This is a genomic window from Rhizobium sp. P43 (assembly GCF_056730705.1).
The window spans coordinates 4,230,118-4,245,734 of record NZ_CM161539.1 but is presented as its reverse complement, the minus strand read 5'-3'; the positions used below and the strand labels follow the sequence as shown (position 1 = coordinate 4,245,734).

Here is a 15,617-nt window from a genome sequence, read left to right as displayed (position 1 = left end):
GGCTTTGAAGACTATGAGGAGACCGCATCGGTCCACCGGATGAGCGGATCAATGCTTCTGTTCGGAAAAACGTAAGGCTGACCATCGACCGAGAGGCCTTCGCTCCAGTCGAGACTGAGTTGCGGTCCATCGACTTGATGCAAAAGCGCGCGTCTCCCGTCGGCAGACAGTTCGAGACGGGTCTTGACCAGTCGGGATCGGAAGCGGTTCAGGGCGTCTGGATCGACGCCTTCACCGACCACCCCGTACCAGGCGACATTCGTCCCCTCCGCACGAAACTCGATCCCGGCGCCGGGGCCAGCATCGACCGGCACAATAGGCCGAGTCGCGGTCAGGGCGGCAAAGCCGTGGCCGCTCTGAAGCACGATCCAGTTGTCTGCGAGGATCACCTGGTCGAAGGCGCGTCTCTCTACATAGGCATGGGTGAAGGGCAGCCGCGCATCGGCGCCGAGGTCGTAGAGCAAGAGCGCCGCGTTGCCATACTGCGCGGCACGCGGCATGGACCCGTTGCCCGCCCAGTAGGACGGCCGCTGATGACCCCAGGGGTCGTCTTCGCCGGGATGGTTGACCCAGGCTTTCGCCAGGGGATGGGCGGCAAAGCGGATATCAAGAATATGCTGTTGGTGGCCGCGCCCGCCGGGTTTTCCGTCCATCGTCGAGGAAAGTTGAACGGCCGCCGTCTTGTAGAGAACGAGCCGCGCCGCCTCGTCATGGCCTTGGATATAATGGGCTGTCAGCGCCTTGCCTTCTGGCGGACGAACCACGCGCTCTGCTTCGACAGGCGGTGAATAGGAACCGGCCGCAAACATCGGTAGCGCAGCGACACCATCATTCAGCCAGCCCTCACCAAAGGCAACAGTCGCAAATGGCGCAAGCTCCGTCAGTGGTCCGGCGCGCAGCTCCTTGTCGTAGGCGCGCCCCATCGTGCCGGCGGGCACGCCGGCTAAGGTGTGAAGCCCGATCATCAGGAAGAGCCGGTCGAGCAGCTTTCGCGCCCGATCCCGGATCGCGCCGTCAGCGAGATGTTCGAGAGCCAGAAGCCCAATGAAATCGATCGGGTAATAGGCGGCAGAATTCCATTCCGCGAGACCATGCTCTTCCACCGAATCGAACCAGCGCATCAGCCGGGTCTCGGCCAGTGCGGCCTGTTCATGCCCCAGGCGACCCGAGCATTCGAAGCGCTGCTCCGGATAGAGACGTCCAGCCAGATATTGCGACACGTGGAAGCAAAGCACATGGTTCTCGCTCCAGAACCACATGACGTCATTGCCCGGCTCATCGACCCAGTAGCGATAGTTGAGAACGCTCCGATCGATCTTGGTCATCAGATCAGCCGGCACACGATCCCGGTAGCAGGCGGCGACCCAAAGCAGGGGAACGAGAACAAAATCCGAGCAGTCACGCCGCTCATCGATCGCAGCGAGCGTGTTGCCGATGACTTCGTAAAAGACATCATCCACGGGACGCCCGGCAGCCAGCGCCGCAATCGCGCGTCCGACGCGCAGTTCGCCATGGCTGGCCATGTAATCAAGCGCGATGACCTTACGCTCGGCGAGCGACAGGCCGCGCATGTCTCTCGGCGCATCCTTGAAGGTGGCAAAGGCAATATGCCGTTCAACCCGCGTTTCGCCGACGGAGAAGGTCAGATTGAGCGCATGATAGGCATCTTGAAGCGTTTGCGCGCCATCCAGCATCAGCCGGCCCTCGCCCGATTTGAGCGTCGCCCTGGTATCAAGCAGCGGCGGCTTGCCGCGCATGTGCACGCTTGGCAGGATCTGTGCCTTGACCTCGACATCCATCCGGGCGGTCACACCGAACTCGAGCACCAGCCGTCCATCCGTCACATGCATCGGATTTGGCCGGACATCGGTCGCCAGAGCCTTAAGCAGGGTGATCGTCTGGGAGGACACATCGAGCGGCAGCTCCGCGCGAAGCGGCGCAGCGCCGAGAAGGGTCAGTTCGAAGAACCAGAGCGCATCCCGCTCGGCAAGTTCCTCGGTCAGTACGACGACATCACTGCCTCCCGCCCGAAGCGGAAGATCGATCTCGGTGATGCTTTCCTTGTTGCGCCGGAAAGGCTCGAACCGGGCCGCAAGCACACCATCGACCCAAATATGCACGCCGCCGCAGGTCGCAAGTCGGAAACGATGCGGACCGGCAACTGTGGGCACAAGCCGGGTGCGGAGCCAGCGGGATAGCCGGGTCGGCCGATGCCAGAAATCCGAGAACTCGACCCGACGGTTGAAGCCTGGAAGATAGAGCCCGGTGACGGCAAAATCCGATTGAAGCGCAACCGTCCTCGAAGCGACCTCCTTCCAGAGGGCCACGCGGCAAGGAAGATCGCCGACATCGACGAAACCGTTGATGAAGCGGTAATTCACCCGATCTTCCGCCAGCGCGGGTTGGCCCGGATAATAGGTCTGCGCGATGTCACCCATGGCCCATGCGGTGACGGAACCACCCGGATATACGATGAAGCCCTGCGCTTCCTCTGCGGATTGGATTGACGCAACCTTGCTCATGCAGCGCCCGCTTTCCTATCGACCGCGGAAGCAGGCAGCGCCAGTTCGATCTTCTCCAGCAGCGCTGGCAGTTGTGTGATTTGCTTGATGATGAGCCTCGGGCGCTCGCGGCGGTGCTTCGGCTTATGGGTCCGCCGCAGCGACCAGGCGAGGAAGATGCTGATCAGACCGAAGCGATTGGCGCCCAGAATGTCCCGTTCCAGATTGTTGCCGACCATCACGGTGCGGGCACGATCCTCATCGGAGAGACCGAGCGCTTTGAATGCGGCATCGAACATGCGAGGCGAAGGCTTCAGTTCCCCGACATCCCCCGAGATGATGTGCGCCTCGAAGCTGGACCAGAGCCCGTGCTGACCGAGCAGATTTTCGAAGGTTGCACGGGGGCCGTCTGCCACGAGCGCAAGCCGATGTCCGGCGGTGGCCAGTTCCTGCAGCATGGCGTCGGCGCCTGGAATGAGCTTGCCGGACACCACGACATCGGTTCCCGGCAGTTTGACCTCGGTCGACTCGTCAACTAGCGTGTCGCCGCAATCCAGCAAAACGGCTGCAAGATGCGGCACGGTCGTCGGCAGGCACGCTGTCAACGATCCAAACCTTTGCGGAATCCACGACTTCAGCGACGTCCAGGGTAGAAGCTTGGGCTCGTCAGCGGCCGGCAGTTCGCCAAAACTCCAGGCTGGCGCGAAGGCTCTCCGTTTCAGGAAAAGACGTGCGAGGCGGATGTCATAGCGCGACGCGGAAATGAGTCCGGCATCCGAAAACAGGTTGGAAAGATGGATGCCTTCCTCTCCGGCAAAGGCTCCGCACATCGCATCGACGAAGACACCCGCCTCAGCCTGCATAAGCGCGGGGTCGGCCCAATGCGCATGCTTGCCCGGTTCGACGAAGAGTTCCGGACGGGTACCGACGAGCGGCAGCGTGCCATCCGCACGCCGCATCGTCAGACGCGCGCCGTGCCGTGACGCTTCCACCCTGATCACTGCACCATCGGTGTCGAGATGGACCCAGACATGCTCGAGGTCGTAGAGATGCTGGATGTCCCAGTCATACCAGATCGCATACTCGACGACCGTCCCGCTTCCAGCACGGATCCTGAACTTCGACGAGACCGATTTCGTCGTGTCGCGATAGACACTGTAGCCGATGGCGACCGGTTTGAAGGGCTCCCTCTCATCGAGATGGAAGATCGGCCTGTGTCGCTCAGCCAGCGCATGATCGGCCTCGACCACCGGAAACGATGGAAAATCGGACAAGGGTGACGGGGCGTGCGCGTTCATCGGGCACCAACTCCGACCAGATCCAGGCTCTCTGCATGATGGCAGCGGACCTGTCGCCCATCGGCCATGGTCCTGAGCTCCGGCGTCTCCTTGCGGCAGGCCTCATCCGCATAGGGGCAGCGCGGATGGAAGGGACAACCGCTCGGCACATTCATCGCATCGGCGATCTCGCCCTTCAGCGGTACGCGCTTGCGGGCGCGATTGCCCCGTGGGTCGGGCTGAGGCACGGCAGCCAGAAGCGCTTCCGTATAGGGATGCAGCGGCTTCGCAAACATCTCGTCCGTCGGCCCGACCTCCATCAGTCGGCCGAGATACATAACGCCAACCCGGTCCGAGATGTGCTCGACCATGCCAAGGTCGTGCGTGATGAAGAGATATGTGAGGCCCAGCTTCTCCTGCAGGTCCTGCATCAGGTTGATGTTCTGCGCGGCAACCGAGACGTCGAGCGCCGAGACAGCTTCGTCGGCCGCAATGAAGCTCGGATTGAGGGCAAGCGCCCGCGCAATGCCGATGCGCTGGCGCTGGCCACCGGAAAAGGCATGCGGGTAACGCAGGATGTATTCGGGCCGCAGGCCGACGAGACCCAGCAACTCCGCCACCCGATCCTTGATCTCGGCCGGAGTGCCCATGCCGTGAATGACCAGAGGCTCTCCGACGAGATCGAGCAGGTTCATGCGCGGGTTGAGCGAGGAATAGGGATCCTGGAAGATCATCTGCATTTCCCGCCGGATCGACCGCATCTCGCGGTCTGACAGTCGAGTGATATCGACGACCTCGCCGCTTTCCCGCCGAAACAGGATCTCGCCTGCGGTCAGGTCATAGGCTCTGAGGATCAGTCTCGCGATCGAGGACTTTCCCGAACCGCTTTCGCCGACCAGACCGAAGGTTTCGCCTTTGCGGATGTCGAAGGAAATGTCGTCGACCGCCTTGATGGTCGCCACCTCGCGGCGCTTCCAGCCTTCGTAGATCGGGAAATACTTCTTCGCGCCGCGAACGGAGATGAGCGTATCCTGGTCCAGGGCGTCTTTGAGGGGCATGGTCATTACGCGAACTCCGTCGCAGGCGCGATCTGGCCTGCGAAATGACAGCGGGCGCGCTGGCCGCTGGCGAACTGAATGTCGTCGGGGACGGCCGTGTCACAGATCCCCGCCACCCCATGAAGGCAGCGCGGATGGAAGGAACAGCCAGTCGGGACGTTGTAGGGATCGGGCACGACGCCGGCGATGGTCCGCAGACGTTTCCCATGGCTCTTTCCAAGCCGCGGGATCGATTGCAGCAAGGCCTGGGTATAGGGGTGTTTCGGCTCGTAGAAGATTTCGTCCACGGTGCCGGTTTCGACCACACGCCCGAGATACATCACGGCCACGCGATCGGCGATGTCTGCGACAACCCCGAAGTTATGGGTGATGAAGACGATCGCCATCCCAAGCTCCTGCTGAAGCGACTTCAGCAATTCCAGGATCTGCGCCTCGGTCGTCACGTCCAGCGCAGTCGTCGGCTCATCGGCAATCAGGAGCGTCGGATCGCAGGAGAGCGCCAGGGCGATCATCGCACGCTGCCGCATGCCACCGGACAGATGATGCGGGTAGCGATCGACGATATCGTTCGGGCGGGGCATCTGCACGCGGGTGAGAAGCTCGATGGCCTGGTTGCGTGCCTCGGCCTTGGAGACCTTGCGGTGAAGCATGACCGTGCGCATGATCTGCGTGCTGATCGTATGCACCGGCGAAAGTGCCGTCATCGGCTCCTGGAACACCATGCCGATCTCGCCGCCACGGATCTCGCGCATCTCCCGGCCCTGCCAGTCCAGGTCGGAGATCCGCACTTCCTCACCACTACCCCGGCGAAATCGGATGCTGCCATGGGCATTGATTGCGCTGCGTGGCTGGAGCCGCATGATCGACCGCGCGGTCACGGACTTGCCCGAGCCACTCTCGCCGACGATGCCAAGGACTTCGCCTTTGTTGACGTGATAGGACACGCCGTTGACCGCCCTGACGAGACCGTCGCGCGTCGGGAAATGGACGCCGACATTGTCGAGTTCGAGAAGCCGCTCGGGCGGCATCGGCGTCTGACTGCCCTTGATTGTGGAGTGCATCGGGTCCCCCTCCCTCATTGACCGTAGGGATCGGCCGCATCGCGCAGGCCATCACCGATGAAGTTGAACGCAAGAACGACCAGAACGACCGCGACGCCGGGTGCCAATAGCCATGGGGCCATGGAAATCGAGCGCAGGTTCTGGGCGTCCTGCAGAAGCACGCCCCAGCTGACAACAGGCGGGCGCAGACCGAGACCGAGGAAGCTGAGTGCAGTCTCGCCGAGGATCATTTCAGGAACGGCGAGCGTCAGTGCAGCGATGATGTAGCTGGTCATCGCCGGCAGCATGTGCCGCGTCACGATCCGGTACTCGGAGGCACCGGCCAGACGTGCAGCCAGAACATAATCCTCGGTCTTGAGCGACAGGAAACGACCGCGCACGACACGCGCGAGATGCGTCCAGCCGATGAGCGAAAGGATGAGCGTGATCAGGACATACACGAAGATGGGGTCCCAGGCGATTGGCAGCGCGGCTGCCAGGCCCATCCAGAGCGGGATCGTGGGGATCGAGCGGATGAACTCCATCAGCCGCTGAATGGCTGAATCGATGCGGCCACCGTAGTAGCCGGAGATCGCACCCAGTGCGAGCCCCAGCACGAAGGCGAAGGCAACGCCGACAAGGCCGGCGGACAGGGTCACCCGGGCACCATGGATCAGGCGGCTGTAGAGGTCGCGACCCAGCGAATCCGTACCAAGAAGATTGATCTGCTGGCGACGATCATCGACACCGAAGAGCCTCAGACGCGTCTCGACGAGGCCGAAGAACTGGTAGGGCTCGCCCTGCACGAAGAAGCGGATCGGCAGAACCTTGCTCGTGTCTTCCTCATAGATGACGCGTGCAGTTTCCGGATCCCGCGTGCGCTTCAGGGCATAGATGAAGGGCCTCTGCAATTCCCCTTCATGCATGATCCGCACCGTGCTCGGCGGCGCCAGCGTGTTCAACCGGTTGATGGTGAACGGCGCATAGGGCGTGAAGAAATGCGCGAAGATCGCAAGCGTCGACAGGATGATCATGAAGATCAGCGAGACGACCGCAAGTTTATGCTTACGGAAGCGCCACCAGATCAGCGTCCAGGGCTTGGCGGTATAGAGGGTTTCGTCACGAAACTCCTCTTTCGGAGCAAGCGGCGGAACGCGGGGCGTAAGCATCGGGGGTGACAGGTTCTGGAGATCGGTCATGGGGCCTCACGAAAACCGGATGCGCGGATCGGACATCGCAAGCAGGATGTCTGAGAGCACCGTGCCGATGACGGTGAAGACGCTGAGAATGAGGATGAAGCTGCCGGCAAGATACATGTCCTGCATCTTGAGCGCCTGCAGCAGAAGCGGACCCGTCGTCGGCAGGTTGAGCACGACGGCGGTGATAACGTCGCCGGAGAAAAGGGCCGGCAAGGCCCAGCCGACGGTCGAGATGAACGGATTGAGGGCCACGCGCACCGGATAACGCCACACGACGGTCCGCTCGCTGAAGCCCTGCGCATAGGCAGTCTCGACATAAGGCTTGCGCAACTCGTCCAGCATGTTGGCGCGCATGACGCGGATAAGCCCCGCCGCACCGCCCGTCGCCAGAACGACGAGGGGAATCCAGATATGCGTGAGCATGTTGACGAACTTGTCGAAGTCCCAGGGCTTGTCCTGGAATTCGGGCGACACCAGACCGCCGACATCCAGGTTGAGCCAGACGAAGGCCATCCACATCAGGACCAGGGCGAGCAGGAAGTCTGGGACACCCTTGCCGAGGAAGCCAAACACCGTAAAGACGTAGTCGAAGACCGAATACTGGCGCGTTGCCGAATAGACCCCGACGGGAATGGCGATCATCCAGGTGAAGATCATGCTGAGCGTCGAAATTGCCAGGGTCAGCCCGAGGCGATCCCAGATCAGCTCGCTGACCGGCGCATTCCATTCCAGCGAGCGACCGAAGTCACCGTAGAAGATTATGTTCGAAATCCAGCGCCAATATTGCACCAGGATAGGGTCGTTGAGCCCATATTGCTGGCGCATGAGCTCTTCCTGCATCTCGGTGATGTATTCACCGCCGCTGCGCAGCTGCGCGGCATAGGCCGAGACGAAGTCGCCCGGTGGCAGCTGGATGATCAAGAAGGCGATGAAGGAGACGAAGATCAGTGTGGGGATGGCCCACAATAGTCGCCGGACAGCATAGCCGAGCATGCGCGTTTCCTCTGTCTTGCCGCGCCAAATGGTGGATGCGGAGCCGCAAAGCGCTCCGTCCCGGCAAAATCTATGGCAGTCGAATTAAGCTGGGCCCCGCGGAGGCCAGAGCGCTGCGCGGAGCCCGGTTTGCCAGTGATTACTGCTGGATCCACATCTGCTGCGTACGACCGAGACCGATCCCACGGGTGATATCGTCCTCGATCAACCCATCAGGCATGTTCTTGAAGTCGTTCTTGGCGATGGCGATGGCAGGAGATTCCCCGACGATACCAATCACCCAGCCCTGACGGACAAAGGTGTCTATCAGCTGGTTGAGGGCAGCATCGGCCGCAGCACGGTTCGGAGCCTTGGCGGCAGCATCCCAGCTTTCGAAGACCGTGCGGATCGGATGATCGGCCGGCGGCTCGATGCCGGAGGCACCCTTGGTCGAGTACCAGATGTAATACTGGTTGGCGTAGCTGTCATTGCCCATCATGATGCGTGGGTCAGCCGCCACGACCGACAGGCGGTCGAAGGGATACCACTGCATCTGGAACTCGTTATTGTCGCGGCTCGCATCCCACTGGGTGCGGTCGATCAGGCGGGGCAGAAGCTCGACACCAATCTGCTTGAAGTTGTCGGCAACGATTTCCATGGTCTTCGGACCATTGGCATGCTGCATCTCGACAACGATGGAGAGGCGCTTGCCATCCGGACGCAAGCGGAACCCATCATTGTCCTTCTTGTCGAGACCGATGCCATCGAGCAGCTGGTTGGCCTTGTCCGGATCGAACTCGGCCCAATGGGTTTCCAGCTCTGCATTGAAGTTCGGCGAACCGGTGACAGGCGACGCCTGACGCGGTTCGGCGAGACCGGTGAAGACCAGCTCGTTGATTGTCTCACGATCGATCGAGATGCTGAGCGCCTGACGGAAATCCGCGTTTTCATAAAGACCACGCAGCACATCGTCCTTGACGTTCAGGTTCGGGACCAGCGACCAGGTCTGGGCCTGGTTCCAGCGGTAGACCTTATAGTCCCCCTTGGTCTCGTTTTCCTTGTAGAAGGTGTAGTCCTGGGGCTCGACATAGCGCATCTGCATGTCGATCTGCCCCTGCACGATCATCAGGTTGAAGGCTTCCTGCTCGCTGAACAGACGATGCGAGATACGATCGATATAGGGCAGCTGGTTACCGGCCTGGTCGACGGCATAATAGTAGGGATTGCGCACCATGGTCACGACTTCCGCCGGCGCCGGCGTCTCGATCTTCCAGGCTGTGATGACGGGCAGGTTGGGGTTCTGCCACCAGGCCGTCACGGCACCCTTGGAACCCCACAGGTCCTGCCACTTCTCTGCACCATACTTGGTGGCCGCAGCCTTCAACTCCTCTTCGGAGACGTAATTGTTGTTGTACTGCTTCAGATAGTGCTTCGGGAACAGGAAGCTCGGCCGGTCAAGGCTGGGTTCGCCGGTCGAATCCTTGGCCAGGATTTCGAGGAAGTAGACATAGGGCTCCTCAAAGCTGACCTTGAAGGTACGATCATCGACGACTTCAAGCTTCATCGGCTTTCCGCCGGGCGCCAGCGTCTGATCGATAGACGGCATGATTTCTTTGTTCAGGAACACGTCGTTATACCAGAATTCGACGTCTTCGGTCGTCACCGGATGACCGTCAGACCACTTCAACCCCTTCAGCAGCGTGAAGGTGAAGGTGCGAGCGTCCTCGCTGACGGAGTAGGATTCGACATAGCCCGGAACCAGCGACAGCTTGCCGTCAGCACCTTGCGACCACTTGACCACACGCTCTTCCATCAGCTTCGTCGGACCCCAGCGGTCACCAGGACCCTTGTAGGCACGCTGCCAGTTGCCACCATACTGACCAACCTCGGCAGCATTCACCACGGTCGGCTTTACCGGAAGACGCTGCTCGACCGGCGGCAGCTGACCAGCCTTGACCTGCTCTTGAAGCATTGGCGCCTCATTGAAGGCCCAGGCCGAGCCTGCCAGGCAGCAGGTCATCAGCATAGAGACCAGAGCCTTTGAAATTTTTTCATTACGCATCATCGTATCCTCCCAGATAGCGAAAATATTTTCGCGCATTTACCCTTTAATGCCTGCGATTTCGAAAATTTATACAGCAGAATTGCAAAATCAAGACAAAAATATTTTCATTAATAGATAGGCTAAATCGTCGTGGCACTTTCACGCTCTATGAGTTTACAGCCCAACTCAATGCGACACGGCGGATGACCGGGGCCAAAGACGGACAGCCTGTTCTCAAGCGCCTGGAGCGCCAACACCGCCATCTCCTGAAGCGGCACGCGCACGGTCGTCAGGGGCGGTCGCGTGAGATCCCCAAGCGCTACACCGTCAAATCCGACAACGCTGATATCTTCGGGGACCTTGACGCCATGGGCTTGAAGCGCGGCCAAGGTTCCCACCGCAAGGTTGTCCGAGGCGCAGAAGATCGCGCTGATGCCGTCGAGACCCGACTTGTCCGCCAAAAGTGACTTGATGGCCGCCTCGCCGTCCGACGGCTGATAACCGCTTGCAATATGAACACGTCCGAGATCGAGCGGTAGCTGACGTTCGCGATAGGCATCGAGGAAACCATCGACACGCCGGGTGATCGTTCCACGACCGCGCCAAGTCAGGTGCAGGATCTTTCGGTGTCCGCGAGACAACAGCCACTCCGTGGCAAGCCGCGCGGCGTAGCGGTTTCCGGGCGTAACCGTATCGACCGACATCGACGGGTCTTCACCATTGAGCAGGACCACCGCGATCCCCGAGGATGCGAGCGCCCTGAGCAACTTCGGGTTGTCGTCATAGACGAGGATGATGCCGTCGGCATAGACCGACTTCGCCCCGTCGATGATCTCTTGTGCGTTGAGGGTATCGCCACCCGAATGGGCGACAACCCTGACACCCCGCCGCTCGCATTCCCGCGTTAGGGCCGTCAGCAGGGTCCAGGAGAAGAGATTGGTATCGACATGCGGAATGTTGCCCGGCGGCACCGCCAGATAGACCGTGGACAGCGAGGCGATGGATCCCTTTTGCTGCCGCTTAGCCAGATAACCGAGCCGTCGTGCCGCCTCCAGCACCCGGCTCCGCACCTCCGGGGAAATCGAAGCGGTGCCGTTCAGGACGTGAGAGACGGTGCTGAGAGCCACCCCCGCCTCGCGCGAGACATCCTTGATGCCGACTTTCGGTCTGTCTGCAGTGTCCATGGCTTTGGCCTCATTCGGCGTAGAAAGGATTGGTGAACAGGCGCGCCTCCTCGCCATGCCAGACCTCGAACCGCAGGAACCGAGCGGAAAGCTTGGTTTCGACAGTGAACTGGCCAGCCTCCGGCCGGACCGAACCTGTATAGCCCGTTTCATCGACGAAGCGGATCTCATCACCATTGGCGAGCCCTGAGAAGGACACGGCAATCGCGCTTCCCGATGGGATACGGGAACCGAAATCGGGATGCCCGACACCATAAGGCTCGGCAGTCAAGTCGTGAGGTGAGAAGGAAACCACGTTCCTTCCGGACCTGACCGCCGAAAGGATATCGGCAATCGAACTGCCGGTCACCCGCAGTCGATTGCTCGGATGCCCGTGACGACGACGGTTCTTCAGGTGGAAATCGCTGCCACCCGTGATCGGGATCTGTCGACCCGCCACCAGAAGCTCCTGCCAGAAGGCCAAAGCCTGGGCATTCATCGGGGTCCAGAGCCCATTCCAGATTTCCAGCGCATCAAAGGGACCGTCGAAGCCCGACTGCCACTTGCCACCCGCCGAATTCTGGAACGGATGATTGATGACGATGGTCGCCCCGTTGGCCCGCGCCTCGGTCATGCGGTCCACCACCTCATGCGGCCCACGGCAACGCCAGTCGGCAAGCGGCTTCGCAAGCCCGAGGAAGTTGGTATGCCCCCAGAAGGAGGTCAGCTCCATGGCCGGGATCACGAGAATGCCGGGATCATCGGGCCGGATCGTATTCTGCGAGATCGTATTGTGATCGGTGATCGCCAGGAAATTGAGGCCGCCGGCGCGAGCACGATGTATGGCGTCAAACACGGTCACGCCGCCATCGGAGTGCTCCGAATGGCTGTGCAATTCGCCCACCAGCCAGCGCTGACGTTTGTTGATCAGCCTGATCTTGAGATCCACCTTACAGGCTGGCCCAATCTTCACGATACCGAGCACGGCATGCCAGGCGCCCGCAAGCGGACCGCAATCATAGCCGGGTGTTGCACGATCTTCCTCAAGCGTGATGAACCCGCGCTCGGAGCCGCTCCAGCCGCGCATGCGACCATTCTGCGCCACCCCGAGATCGATGACGCTGCCACCGCCGCCGAACGGGAAATGATAGGCGATCTCGATCCGCTCGATATCGGCGCCCACTTCGAAGGGGATCTCGACGAAAGACTTCTCGCCTCCCGGAAAGCTGTCGATCGTAACGTTGATTTCCCGGTCGACGCTCATGCGACGCTCCTTCCCAATTTCAGGCTGATGATTTCAAAAGGCTTGAAGGCGACGCGGAGGCGTTGCTGCTGGACAGCCAGACCGCTGATAGGCTCCTCCAGGAGATCGATGAGGGCAGCCTGGGTGAAGTCCGGCGCTAACGCGATCTCGGCAGACCGATGCCGCCCGGTCGTTTCCCAGAGCCGAACCACGATGCCATTGCCATCTTCGGCCTCCTTCACCGCCTCGACAGCAATGCCCTCGGTCAGAACATGAAGGAGAGGTGCCGTCTTCGGTGCCGGAGCATGCGAGTGAGGGCTGCCCGCAATCAGCCTCAGCGGCAGATTGAAGTCTTCCGCAGCCCTGTGCACCACGTCCTTGTCACCATCATGCACCATGAGAGCATAGCGGAACCGATGCTCGCCCTGGTCCGCCTCCGGCCAGGGATAGGTCGGAGAGCGCAACAACGTCAGCCGGATATCCGTTCCCCGTGCGTCGTAGCCGTATTTGCTGTCATTGAGGAAGGCGACGCCGAAATCGGGTTCGGTAACGTCAACCCAGCGCTGCATCACGCATTCGAAGCGGGCCTTGTCCCAGGACGTGTTGCGATGCGTCGCCCGCCGCACATGGCCGAACTGGATTTCGGCATCGACGGCAGCGGCATGCAGTGCCAACGGAAAGGCCGCCTTCACCAGCGTATGATGCTCATGCCAGTCGACAAAGGTGTCGAAATCCACCCGCCGGGCATCCGCTTCCAGCGCCACCACCTGTACGACGCGGGAATGCTCGTAGCGCCACTCAAACCGGATTGCTGCGCGCAGGGGACCATGCTCCACAACCTCGGCGCTGACGAGATCGTCGATCTCGAAGACCTGGTCCTCGAAATCGGCGTCGATATCCCAGGCATCGTATTCGGCCGGCCGGTCGCGGAAGGCCTGCAGCCGGTTGCCGATCTGGCCCGGCGTGAAGATGGTTCGCCCTGTCGCCCGGTCGACGAGATGCTCAATCCGACCGCAATGATCGAAGCGTATCTCGACATGGGCATTGGCCAGACGACGCTCGGAGACCTCCAGATACCCAGAATGGTCAGGTGAAGTAAGCACGGCCTGAAGAGGGGCGCATGCCAGCGCTGACACCGGCTCCAGCCATGCTGCAGGAAGACGGGCGCCATCGGCCCTGACGATATCCTGGACCGCATGGCCCTCAAGCAGCGGCGACGAGACGAAACCGCCCCGCGAACGGCCGGTGACATTGAGCACCATGCCTGCACCGCCGCCATCGATCCGGCCCGCAAGCTCCCGCGCCAGCGCCTCGGCCTCGACGAAAAAGGCCTCGTAGTCCCGGTCGCTGTCCTCATAGACCGCACCGATCGAGGAACCCGGCAGGATGTCGTGAAACTGGTTGAGCATCACGATATCCCAGAGGCGCCGGAGCCGGGCATGCGGATAGGTGTAACCGCTGGCCCGCCGTGCCAGAACCGCCATCAGTTCCAGTTCCCGAAGCGCGATTTCGGCCAGCCGGTTGAAGCGCTTGTTCTTGGCGACGGAGGTCAACGTGCCACGATGGAACTCGAGATAAAACTCGCCGACCCAGGTCGGGTAGCGCTGCGGGTTCGCCTTCATCTCGGCGATCAGTCGCTCGAAGAAAGGCCGCATCGCGCCATGCTCGACCTTGGGGCAGCCTGGAATGCCGCGCTCCATGCGGCGGATATTGTGCAGCATCTCGCGGGTCGGACCGCCGCCGCCATCGCCATGGCCGTAGACGAGGAAGAGCTCGCCACCAACACGCTGCTGACCGTAACGCTTCCAGGTCCCCATGACATGCGTCGGCTTCAGGTTGGGGCAATAGGTCGTGCCGATGCTCTTGCTGTCATAGGGCTGCGTCGTCAGAAAATAAGCGACCACCTGACTGCCATCGATACCCTGCCAGAAGAGCTTTTCCTCAGGCATGCGATTGGTGTCATTCCAGGAGAGCTTGTGGGTGACGAACGTATCGAGCCCCGACTTCGCCATCAGCTGCGGCAAGGCGGCCGTGTAACCGAACGTATCAGGCAGCCAGACCATGCGTGGCCGGATACCGAAGGTTTCCTGATGATAGCGCACACCGTAGAGGATGTGCCGGACCAGCGCCTCGCCGCCAGCGATATTGACATCCGGCTCCAGCCAGAGAGCGCCCTCGATCTCGAACCGGCCAGCCGAGAACTGGCCACGAATGCGATCGAAGAGCTCCGGATAGTCCTCGCGCAGATAGTCGAGCAGGACGCACTGGTTGTACATGAAACGATAGTCGGGAAACTCGTCCATCAGCGAGAGCATGGTCGCCATGGAGCGCGCCATCTTCTGCCGCGTCTCCCGCACCCGCCAGAGCCAGGCCACGTCGATATGCGTGTGCCCAGTCGCAACGACGACGGGCTTTTCCTCGAAGTCACCGGCCTGATAGATGGCGGAGGCGATCGACCGCGCAGCCTCCAGGGATGCCGCAAACCTCTCCGGATTGCCCGGTCGCAGATCGATGGCATCGACGGCCTGCTCGACCACCCGCAGAATGAAGTGGCGACGCGGATCGTTTTCATCCAGCAGTCGCGCCACATCGAGTGGCACCCGCAGATCGTAATAGACATCCTCGACGTCGGGGTCGTGGCGATGCAGCGTCACCCCAAAGCCGATCTGCCGACGATCCTCGATCGTCCCGGCCTCGATGAGGATGTCATGGACCTGACCCGCAACCGCGTTCAGGCTCAGCGGAAATTCGCGGTGGTTTGCGTCACCACCCTGCACGATCCGTCCGTCGACCCGCACCAGGCATTGCGGATCGCTGCGCCCCATGACATTGCCGAAGGCAGCCTCGATGCGACCGAAGACGCGCGCACCGTCGAAGCCGTCAGGCAAGGCAACCCTGCCCCCGAACCAGTAATACCCGTCCGGTTCGCCCCAGATATGGTCACGCCCGACCGGCGCCCACTCTGCGCGATCGGATGCCACCATGGCCGCACGGTCACCCGATGCTGCCTGCCGATAGACCAACGGCACCTGACCTCCGAGCGGCTGAAAGATGTGCTCGGCCAGGACCGAAAGGAGCTTGTCGAGCTTGCGAATTGTCTTCATGAACAACGCTCCTGCA

At 61.3% G+C, this 15,617-nt stretch carries 10 protein-coding genes; all 10 read right to left on the bottom strand.

What is annotated here, in order from left to right:
• Window positions 1-11: 11 nt before the first annotated feature.
• The 10 genes from AC1PUL_RS20910 to AC1PUL_RS20865 all read right to left on the bottom strand — a co-directional run bounded on the left by AC1PUL_RS20910 (window position 12) and on the right by AC1PUL_RS20865 (window position 15,601).
• Window positions 12-2,522, bottom strand: a complete 2,511-nt coding sequence (locus AC1PUL_RS20910; protein WP_480465902.1) for a hypothetical protein — start codon at window positions 2,520-2,522, stop codon at window positions 12-14.
• Window positions 2,519-3,799 (bottom strand): HAD family hydrolase, encoded by a 1,281-nt coding sequence (locus AC1PUL_RS20905; protein WP_480465901.1) that lies wholly within the window; start codon window positions 3,797-3,799, stop codon window positions 2,519-2,521. Before AC1PUL_RS20905 ends, AC1PUL_RS20910 begins: the two co-directional genes overlap by 4 nt.
• Complete coding sequence (locus tag AC1PUL_RS20900; protein ID WP_480465900.1) at window positions 3,796-4,842, bottom strand: ABC transporter ATP-binding protein; 1,047 nt, start codon at window positions 4,840-4,842, stop codon at window positions 3,796-3,798. Before AC1PUL_RS20900 ends, AC1PUL_RS20905 begins: the two co-directional genes overlap by 4 nt.
• Window positions 4,842-5,897, bottom strand: coding sequence for an ABC transporter ATP-binding protein (locus AC1PUL_RS20895; RefSeq protein WP_480465899.1), 1,056 nt, complete (start codon window positions 5,895-5,897; stop codon window positions 4,842-4,844). Before AC1PUL_RS20895 ends, AC1PUL_RS20900 begins: the two co-directional genes overlap by 1 nt.
• Window positions 5,898-5,911: 14 nt before the next feature.
• The gene (locus AC1PUL_RS20890) at window positions 5,912-7,075 is read right to left on the bottom strand and encodes an ABC transporter permease (RefSeq protein WP_480465898.1); all 1,164 of its coding nucleotides are present in this window, start codon (window positions 7,073-7,075) and stop codon (window positions 5,912-5,914) included.
• A gap of 6 nt (window positions 7,076-7,081) precedes the next feature.
• On the bottom strand, window positions 7,082-8,068 hold the full coding sequence (locus AC1PUL_RS20885; RefSeq protein WP_480465897.1) for an ABC transporter permease: 987 nt from the start codon (window positions 8,066-8,068) through the stop codon (window positions 7,082-7,084).
• A 139-nt stretch (window positions 8,069-8,207) separates the two neighbouring features.
• On the bottom strand, window positions 8,208-10,109 hold the full coding sequence (locus AC1PUL_RS20880) for an ABC transporter substrate-binding protein (protein ID WP_480465896.1): 1,902 nt from the start codon (window positions 10,107-10,109) through the stop codon (window positions 8,208-8,210).
• Window positions 10,110-10,231: 122 nt separating this feature from the next.
• Complete coding sequence (locus tag AC1PUL_RS20875) at window positions 10,232-11,275, bottom strand: LacI family DNA-binding transcriptional regulator (protein ID WP_480465895.1); 1,044 nt, start codon at window positions 11,273-11,275, stop codon at window positions 10,232-10,234.
• 10 nt (window positions 11,276-11,285) lie between these two features.
• Window positions 11,286-12,518 (bottom strand): CehA/McbA family metallohydrolase, encoded by a 1,233-nt coding sequence (locus tag AC1PUL_RS20870; RefSeq protein ID WP_480465894.1) that lies wholly within the window; start codon window positions 12,516-12,518, stop codon window positions 11,286-11,288.
• Window positions 12,515-15,601, bottom strand: coding sequence for an alpha-mannosidase (locus tag AC1PUL_RS20865; RefSeq protein WP_480465893.1), 3,087 nt, complete (start codon window positions 15,599-15,601; stop codon window positions 12,515-12,517). The genes AC1PUL_RS20870 and AC1PUL_RS20865 overlap by 4 nt, the downstream gene beginning before the upstream one ends.
• Window positions 15,602-15,617: the final 16 nt, after the last annotated feature.

Excerpts from the sequence above, each read along its gene's own strand:
- AC1PUL_RS20895 (WP_480465899.1), bottom strand. The coding sequence starts at position 5,897 with ATGCACTCCACAATCAAGGGCAGTCAGACGCCGATGCCGCCCGAGCGG.
- AC1PUL_RS20870 (WP_480465894.1), bottom strand. The coding sequence starts at position 12,518 with ATGAGCGTCGACCGGGAAATCAACGTTACGATCGACAGCTTTCCGGGA.
- AC1PUL_RS20890 (WP_480465898.1), bottom strand. The coding sequence starts at position 7,075 with ATGACCGATCTCCAGAACCTGTCACCCCCGATGCTTACGCCCCGCGTT.
- AC1PUL_RS20885 (WP_480465897.1), bottom strand. The coding sequence starts at position 8,068 with ATGCTCGGCTATGCTGTCCGGCGACTATTGTGGGCCATCCCCACACTG.
- AC1PUL_RS20865 (WP_480465893.1), bottom strand. The coding sequence starts at position 15,601 with ATGAAGACAATTCGCAAGCTCGACAAGCTCCTTTCGGTCCTGGCCGAG.
- AC1PUL_RS20880 (WP_480465896.1), bottom strand. The coding sequence starts at position 10,109 with ATGCGTAATGAAAAAATTTCAAAGGCTCTGGTCTCTATGCTGATGACC.
- AC1PUL_RS20875 (WP_480465895.1), bottom strand. The coding sequence starts at position 11,275 with ATGGACACTGCAGACAGACCGAAAGTCGGCATCAAGGATGTCTCGCGC.
- AC1PUL_RS20910 (WP_480465902.1), bottom strand. The coding sequence starts at position 2,522 with ATGAGCAAGGTTGCGTCAATCCAATCCGCAGAGGAAGCGCAGGGCTTC.
- AC1PUL_RS20900 (WP_480465900.1), bottom strand. The coding sequence starts at position 4,842 with ATGACCATGCCCCTCAAAGACGCCCTGGACCAGGATACGCTCATCTCC.
- AC1PUL_RS20905 (WP_480465901.1), bottom strand. The coding sequence starts at position 3,799 with ATGAACGCGCACGCCCCGTCACCCTTGTCCGATTTTCCATCGTTTCCG.